The 6,584-nt window shown below is 72.5% G+C and carries 6 protein-coding genes and 1 pseudogene; 5 read left to right on the top strand and 2 right to left on the bottom strand.

Annotated features, from left to right (window positions below):
* Positions 1-43: 43 nt before the first annotated feature.
* Positions 44-919 (bottom strand): pyrimidine reductase family protein, encoded by an 876-nt coding sequence (locus AB0E14_RS34605; RefSeq protein WP_362427664.1) that lies wholly within the window; start codon positions 917-919, stop codon positions 44-46.
* Between the two features lie 96 nt (positions 920-1,015).
* Between AB0E14_RS34605 and zapE the strand changes: the two genes are divergently transcribed.
* The 5 genes from zapE (at position 1,016) to AB0E14_RS34630 (ending at position 6,074) form a co-directional block, all read left to right on the top strand.
* The gene (gene zapE, locus AB0E14_RS34610; RefSeq protein WP_362427675.1) at positions 1,016-2,098 is read left to right on the top strand and encodes a cell division protein ZapE; all 1,083 of its coding nucleotides are present in this window, start codon (positions 1,016-1,018) and stop codon (positions 2,096-2,098) included.
* Between the two features lie 33 nt (positions 2,099-2,131).
* Positions 2,132-2,557 carry an OsmC family protein gene (locus AB0E14_RS34615; protein ID WP_362427667.1) on the top strand — a complete coding sequence of 142 codons (426 nt, stop codon included), beginning with the start codon at positions 2,132-2,134 and terminating at the stop codon, positions 2,555-2,557.
* A gap of 134 nt (positions 2,558-2,691) precedes the next feature.
* Entirely contained in the window at positions 2,692-4,050 is a 1,359-nt protein-coding gene (locus AB0E14_RS34620) for an alkaline phosphatase PhoX (protein WP_362427670.1), read from the top strand.
* A 216-nt stretch (positions 4,051-4,266) separates the two neighbouring features.
* On the top strand, positions 4,267-5,109 hold the full coding sequence (locus AB0E14_RS34625) for a PPK2 family polyphosphate kinase (protein WP_362427679.1): 843 nt from the start codon (positions 4,267-4,269) through the stop codon (positions 5,107-5,109).
* 17 nt (positions 5,110-5,126) lie between these two features.
* Positions 5,127-6,074: a polysaccharide deacetylase family protein gene (locus AB0E14_RS34630; RefSeq protein ID WP_362427673.1), complete on the top strand. Its 948-nt coding sequence runs from the start codon at positions 5,127-5,129 to the stop codon at positions 6,072-6,074.
* A gap of 169 nt (positions 6,075-6,243) precedes the next feature.
* Here AB0E14_RS34630 and AB0E14_RS34635 read toward each other — a convergent pair.
* Positions 6,244-6,584 (bottom strand): annotated as a pseudogene (locus AB0E14_RS34635) (ABC transporter); the annotation flags it as partial.

Below are 6,584 nucleotides of genomic sequence, written 5' to 3' on the forward strand. Positions count from 1 at the left end.
GTGCCCAGCGGAAGCTAACCGGAACGACAAATTCCGCCGACTGTCAGATCCGACGGTAGCGGGTGAAAAGGAACCCGGCCTCTTCCAGCACGGACGCCACGTCGAACCGCTGCGGGACGGCCACCGACGGCCCTCCGGCGATGCGCTGCGCGCTGCCCGCCGTCATGGTCGGCGAGACCGTCAGGCACATCTCGTCGAGCACCCCCGCCGCCACGAACTGGCCCAGCAGCCGGGGACCGCCCTCGGTCAGTTGCCGCCGGAGCCCCCGCCCGGCCAGCGCGGCGACCGCGCGGCCCGGCTCGATGCCGGTCCCGTCGCCCGCGATCACCACCTCCGCCCCGGCCGCCCGCGCCTCGGCCACCCGGTCGGCGGGCGCCTCCGCGCCGGTCAGGACGAGGGTCGGGACCAGGGGCTCGGTGAAGAGCGGCAGCGTGAAGTCGAGGTCGAGGGAGGCGCTGACCACGGCGATCACCGGCGCGACGCCCTGCCCGGCGGCCGCCCGGCGGGCCGCGAAGGCCTCACGCGCGCGTGCCGGGCGGTACCCCTCCTGGCGCACGGTCTGCGCACCGACGACGATCACGTCGGCGAGACCGCGCAGGGTGCCGAAGATCCGCATGTCGCTGTCCGAGGAGAGCGGCTGGGACCGGCCGTCGTGCTGCCCCGCGCCGTCGAGCGAGGAGACCATGTTGGCCCGCAGCCAGCTCTCACCGGGGGCGAGGTCCGGGTAGGCGTAGGCGTCGGCGAGCTCGTCGAGGGACCACTCCCGGTCACCGAGGAGCCACTCCCGATCACGGAGCGCGTCCGCGCCGACCGCCTCCGTGCCGGACGACCCGGTGGTGGCCGTCGAGGCGGACGTGGGCGCCGTGGCCGCCGTCGCGGTCGTGGCCGCCGTCGCGGTCGTGGCCGTCGTGGCTGTCATGTCCGTCACAGGGAACAGGCGTCGCATCCTCGCAGTCTGACACGGCGCTTAGAGTGGGGAACTGTGTCGACCCGTGCCTCCCACGCCCCCCGCGCCATGACCGAAGCGGCTTCCACCGAAGCGGCTCCGGCCTCCCTCTGCGCCCGGGAGCCCCATGTCCCCGCCGACCGCCTCGTCGCGGAGATGGTGCCGCCGCCGCGCTTCGACTCGGTCCGTTTCGACACGTACATCCCGGACCCGAACCAGCCCAGCCAGACCGACGCGGTCAAGGTCCTCAGCTCCTTCGCCGAAGGACTCGGCGGCTCGCACGCCTCCGGCGCCGGCAAGCGGCCGGCCCTCAGCCGCTGGTTCGCGAAGAAGCCCGCCTCCCCCACCGGGCCGCGCGGGGTCTACCTCGACGGCGGGTACGGCGTCGGCAAGACCCACCTGCTCGCCTCCCTCTGGCACGCGACGCCCGCCGAGCCGGGACTCAAGGCCTTCGGCACCTTCGTGGAGCTGACCAACCTGGTCGGCGCGCTCGGCTTCCAGCAGACGGTGAAGACCCTGAGCGGCCACCGGCTCCTCTGCATCGACGAATTCGAGCTGGACGACCCGGGCGACACCGTCCTCGTCTCCTCCCTCCTCAGCCGGCTCGTCGAGTCGGGTGTGGCGCTCGCCGCCACCTCCAACACGCTGCCGGGCAAGCTGGGCGAGGGCCGGTTCGCCGCCGCCGACTTCCTCCGCGAGATCCAGGGCCTCTCCGCGCATTTCCGTCCGCTGCGGATCGACGGCGAGGACTACCGCCACCGCGGGCTGCCCGAGGCACCGGCGCCGTACTCCGAGGAAGAGGTGACGAAGGCGGCGTACGCGACGCCCGGCGCCTCCCTCGACGACTTCCCGCACCTGCTCGACCACCTGGCGAAGGTCCACCCCAGCCGCTACGGCGCGCTCACCGACGACCTGACGGCGGTCTGCCTCACGGACGTGCGGGCGGTCCCGGACCAGTCGACGGCGCTGCGGCTCGTCGTCCTCGCCGACCGCCTCTACGACCGCGAGGTCCCGGTCCTGGCCTCCGGACTCCCGTTCGACCAGCTCTTCAGCGAGGAGATGCTGAAGGGTGGGTACCGCAAGAAGTACTTCCGGGCGATCTCCCGACTCACCGCGCTCGCTCGCGACGCGAAGGGCTTGGTCGCGCAGTAGGTTGGGGGCCATACCCGATCGAAAGGGATTCACATGGCCACCGTCCGCCACGCCCACACCGTCTGGGAGGGCGACCTCCTCAAGGGCAAGGGCGTCGTCACCCTCGACTCCTCCAAGCTCGGCTCGTACGAGGTCTCCTGGCCGTCCCGCGCCGAGGAGCCGAACGGCAAGACCAGCCCGGAGGAGCTGATCGCCGCCGCGCACTCGTCCTGCTTCTCGATGGCCTTCTCCAACGGCCTGGCCAAGGCGGGCAACCCGCCGACCCGCCTGGAGACCAAGGCCGACGTCACCTTCCAGCCGGGCGAGGGCATCACGGGCATCCACCTGACCGTCCGCGGCGAGGTCCCGGGCCTGGACGCGGACCAGTTCCAGTCCCTGGCCGAGGACGCGAAGAAGAACTGTCCGGTCAGCCAGGCCCTCACCGGCACGACGATCACGCTGACCGCCGAACTCCTCTGATCCGTACAACTTCTGACGCCAAGTGAGGCCGTGTGGCCCGCATGGGTTCACGTGTCACCAGACCGCGTGATACACACATGCGGGTCACACGTCACACCTCTCTCTGTCCGCCAACAGAAGTGGGTTGCCTCAGCATGTCCGCGACACGACGTCAGATCCTCTCCCGCACCGGCGCCTCCGTCGCCGGTATCGCCTTCTCGGGCGCCCTCGGCGAACTCTTCGCCGGTACGGCCGCCGCCCGGGGCCACGCCGGCTACGGCCCGCTCCTGCCCGACCCCGCCGGTCTCCTCGACCTCCCCCGGGGCTTCCGCTACACGGTCCTCTCCCGCCAGGGCGACCCCCTCCGCTCCGGCGAGGGCCTGGTCCCCAGCAACTTCGACGGCATGGGCGCCTTCGCCGGGCGCCGGGGCCGCGTCCATCTGGTCCGCAACCACGAGAACCGGGTCACCGGAAAGATCGGCGTCCCGACGGTCGAGGGCCTGACCTACGACCCGGCCGCCAAGGGCGGGTGTACGTCGCTCACCCTCGACGGCCGCGGGAACGTCCTCGACGAGCGGGTCGCGATCGCCGGCACCGCCGTCAACTGCGCGGGCGGGCCGACCCCTTGGGGCACCTGGCTCACCTGCGAGGAGACCGAGGACAGAGCCGGGACCAACGGCTACACCAAGGACCACGGCTTCATCTTCGAGGTCGACGGCGCCGACCCGCGCCGCACCGGAGCCGTACCGCTCACGGCCATGGGCCGGTTCCAGCACGAGGCGATCGCCGTCGATCCGCGCAGCGGGATCGTGTACGAGACGGAGGACGCGTTCCAGAAGCCGTTCGGGCTCTTCTACCGCTTCCTGCCCGAGAAGCCCCTGGGCGGCCACGGTTCGCTGCGCGCGGGCGGGGCCCTGGAGGCGATGCGGGTACCGGGCGTGCCCGATCTCTCGGTGATCCAGGAGACCGGGGCGAGCTTCGACGGCGTCGAATGGGTTCCCGTACCGGACCCGCAGGCGGCCGAGACCCCCATCCGGCTCCAGGACTTCGGGCCGCGGGGCATCACGCACGCGCAGAAGCTGGAGGGCTGCTACTGGGGCGACAGGTCCGTCTACTTCGTCTCGTCCTTCGCCCGCACCGCCGACGGCTCGGGCGCGACCCACTTCGGGCAGGTGTGGCGCTACGAGCCGCACCGCCGTCGGCTGACCCTCGTCGTCGTCTTCGGCCCGAGCACGGACATCCAGCTCCCCGGCGAGTCACCGGACAACATCTGCCTCGCCCCGAGCGGCGGCCTGATGGTCTGCGAGGACGGCGACGGCGCGCAGCACGTGTACGGACTGACGCGGAAGGGCGAGGTGTACGCGGTGGCCCGCGGGGCGCAGAACATCGGCACGCCACAGAGCCCGGAGTGGGGCGAGTTCGCGGGCGTGACGTTCTCCCCCGACGGCACGACCATGTACGTCAACTGCTACACGCCGGGGACGACGTTCGCCGTGCGGGGCCCGTGGTGCTGACGTAGCCCCGTCGACGGCCGGTCGCCCGGTCGCGCCGCCGCGCTTTCCGTCGCAGGATCGGTGGAGGGCGCGGTCGGGCGGGCGATCGGACGGACGGGAAGGGTCGGCGAGGTGGCCAAGAAGGACAGGGACAAGAGCAAGGACAAGAGCAAGGGCAAGCGGAAGCGGGACGAGCAGGCCGAGCGCGCGAAGACCGAGCGGGACGCCCCACGGACGATCGAGCCGGCCCTCCGGGACGTCCTGCGACTGCCGGTCGGCAAGCAGGTCGACCTCTCCACGTACTCCGCGTCGGAGATCCCGGCCGGGCCGACGGGCAAGACGGACGGGATCGCGGCGACGGCCCGGCTGGGTCCTGGCCTGGCCGACCTCCAGGAGCGCCTGTACGCGGCGAGCACGGCCGGCGACCGCCGCCGGCTGCTGCTCGTGCTCCAGGGCATGGACACCAGCGGCAAGGGCGGCACGGTCAAGCACGTCATCGGCCACTTCAACCCCTCCGGCTGCCGGATCCGTGCCTTCAAGGCCCCGACGGCCGAGGAGCGCGGCCACCCCTTCCTCTGGCGGATCTCCCGGGCGCTGCCGGTGCCGGGCGAGATCGGCATCTTCGACCGCTCGCACTACGAGGACGTCCTCATCGCCCGTGTCCGCGACCTGGTCCCCCGCCGCGACCTCGGCCGCCGCTACGGACAGATCAACCGCTGGGAGGAGTCCCTGATCGACGACGGCGTCACGATCGTCAAGGTCTTCCTCCACATCTCGTACGAGGAACAGCGGGCCCGGCTCCTGGAGAGGCTGGACAACCCGGAGAAGCACTGGAAGTTCAACACCGGCGACATCGAGGAGCGGGCCCTGTGGCCCGCGTACCAGGAGGCGTACGGACTCGCCCTGGAACGCTGCTCCACGGAGGAGTCCCCGTGGTACCTGGTCCCGGCGGACCGCAAGTGGTACCGCAACTGGGCGATCAGCAAGCTCCTCCTGGAACACCTCACCGACCTGGACCCGCGGTACCCGCCGGGCGACTTCGACGTGGCGGAGTGCCGGACGCGGCTGCTCGCGACCTGATCGGTTAGTTTCCGTGCGTGACCATTTCTGTACGAAAGCTGTCGGCACTTGCTCTGCTGGGTGCCGTGCTCGTCGGCTGCGGCGGGGGCGCGGCCGACACGGCGAAGGCGCCTGACGGCCCGTCCGCCACCGCACCGTCGAGCCCCACCACACCCGCGAGCCCCGCCACGCCGTCGCGCCCCGAGCCCGCCACGAGTGCGAACGCCAGTCCCGGTGCCGCGCCCGGGCCCGCCGTCGTGCGCGAGGCGCCACCGACGATGGCGCCGGGCCCCGGTGGGCTCACGCCCGTGTTCGAGCGCGCCCGCAAGGGCGGCGACAAGGTCGTCGCGCTCACCTTCGACGCCGACATGACGGCCGACCAGGGGCCCCGGGCCGCGAGCGGCGAGCGCTTCGACAACCCGGCGCTGATCGAGACCCTGCGGCGGCTGAAGGTCGACGCGACCGTCTTCATGACGGGCCGCTGGGCCGAGGAGTACCCGGACCAGGCCCGGTCCATCGGCACGGACCCCCGCTTCGAGATCGCCAACCACTCGTACAGCCACTACGCCTTCGCCTCGCCCTGCTACGGCCTGCCGACGGTCGCGAAGCAGGACATGGCCGCCGACGTCCAGCGGGCCTTCGCGGCGTTCCGGCAGGCGGGGGCGCGCAACGTCGTGCCGTACTTCCGCTTCCCCGGCGGCTGCTACGACGACCGGGCGCTGCGCGCGCTCGGGCCCGCGAAGGTCACCGCGGTGCAGTGGGACGTGGTCAGCGGCGACGCCTTCGCCAAGGACGGCGACGCGGTCGCCGAGCAGGTCGTCGACGGGGTGAGGCCCGGCTCGCTCGTGGTCATGCACTGCACGCGCAGCGCGGCGCCCGTCACCGAACAGGCGATCCGCCGGATCGTGCCCGAACTGCGCGCGCGGGGCTACCGCTTCGTGAAGGTGTCGGAACTGATGGCCGCGCCGACGGCGGTCAGGCCATAGGGCCTTTCGTTTGGATCAGGCCGGATCAGGGAGCGGGGTCTGGTGCCGTGGATCGCAAGGCGCAGGAGGGAGTCAACGCGGAGCGTTGGGGACCGACGACAACGCGGCGAGGCACGGTGCCAGGGCCCGCGAGCCCGGCATGATCCAAACGAAAGGCCCTAGGGCCTTCTCATTCCCGCCAGGTCGTGGCCCTGACGCTCACGGCCACCGCCGCGGCGGCGAGGAGCAGGGCGCCCGGCAGGGCGGTCCACGGCAGCGGGACCGCCGCCGTGCGCGCGCCGGTGATCAGGGCCGTCACGGCGTGCTTCGCCGGGGAGCCGGTCGTCACCAGGGCCAGGAGCGAGGCCAGGACCAGGGCCGCGAGCGACCAGCCCCGGGAGCGCAGCAGCGGCCGGCTGGTGAGGGTGCCCACGGCCGCGCCGGTCACGACGCAGGCCGCCATCGCCAGGAGCCCCGAGGCCACGGCCCAGGGCGCACCGACACCGCGCGGGTCGCCGACCGCGGTCACCC

Source organism: Streptomyces sp. NPDC047981, from assembly GCF_040653315.1.
GTDB lineage: Bacteria > Actinomycetota > Actinomycetes > Streptomycetales > Streptomycetaceae > Streptomyces.

Excerpts from the sequence above, each read along its gene's own strand:
- zapE (WP_362427675.1), top strand. The coding sequence starts at position 1,016 with ATGACCGAAGCGGCTTCCACCGAAGCGGCTCCGGCCTCCCTCTGCGCC.
- AB0E14_RS34615 (WP_362427667.1), top strand. The coding sequence starts at position 2,132 with ATGGCCACCGTCCGCCACGCCCACACCGTCTGGGAGGGCGACCTCCTC.
- AB0E14_RS34605 (WP_362427664.1), bottom strand. The coding sequence starts at position 919 with ATGACAGCCACGACGGCCACGACCGCGACGGCGGCCACGACCGCGACG.
- AB0E14_RS34620 (WP_362427670.1), top strand. The coding sequence starts at position 2,692 with ATGTCCGCGACACGACGTCAGATCCTCTCCCGCACCGGCGCCTCCGTC.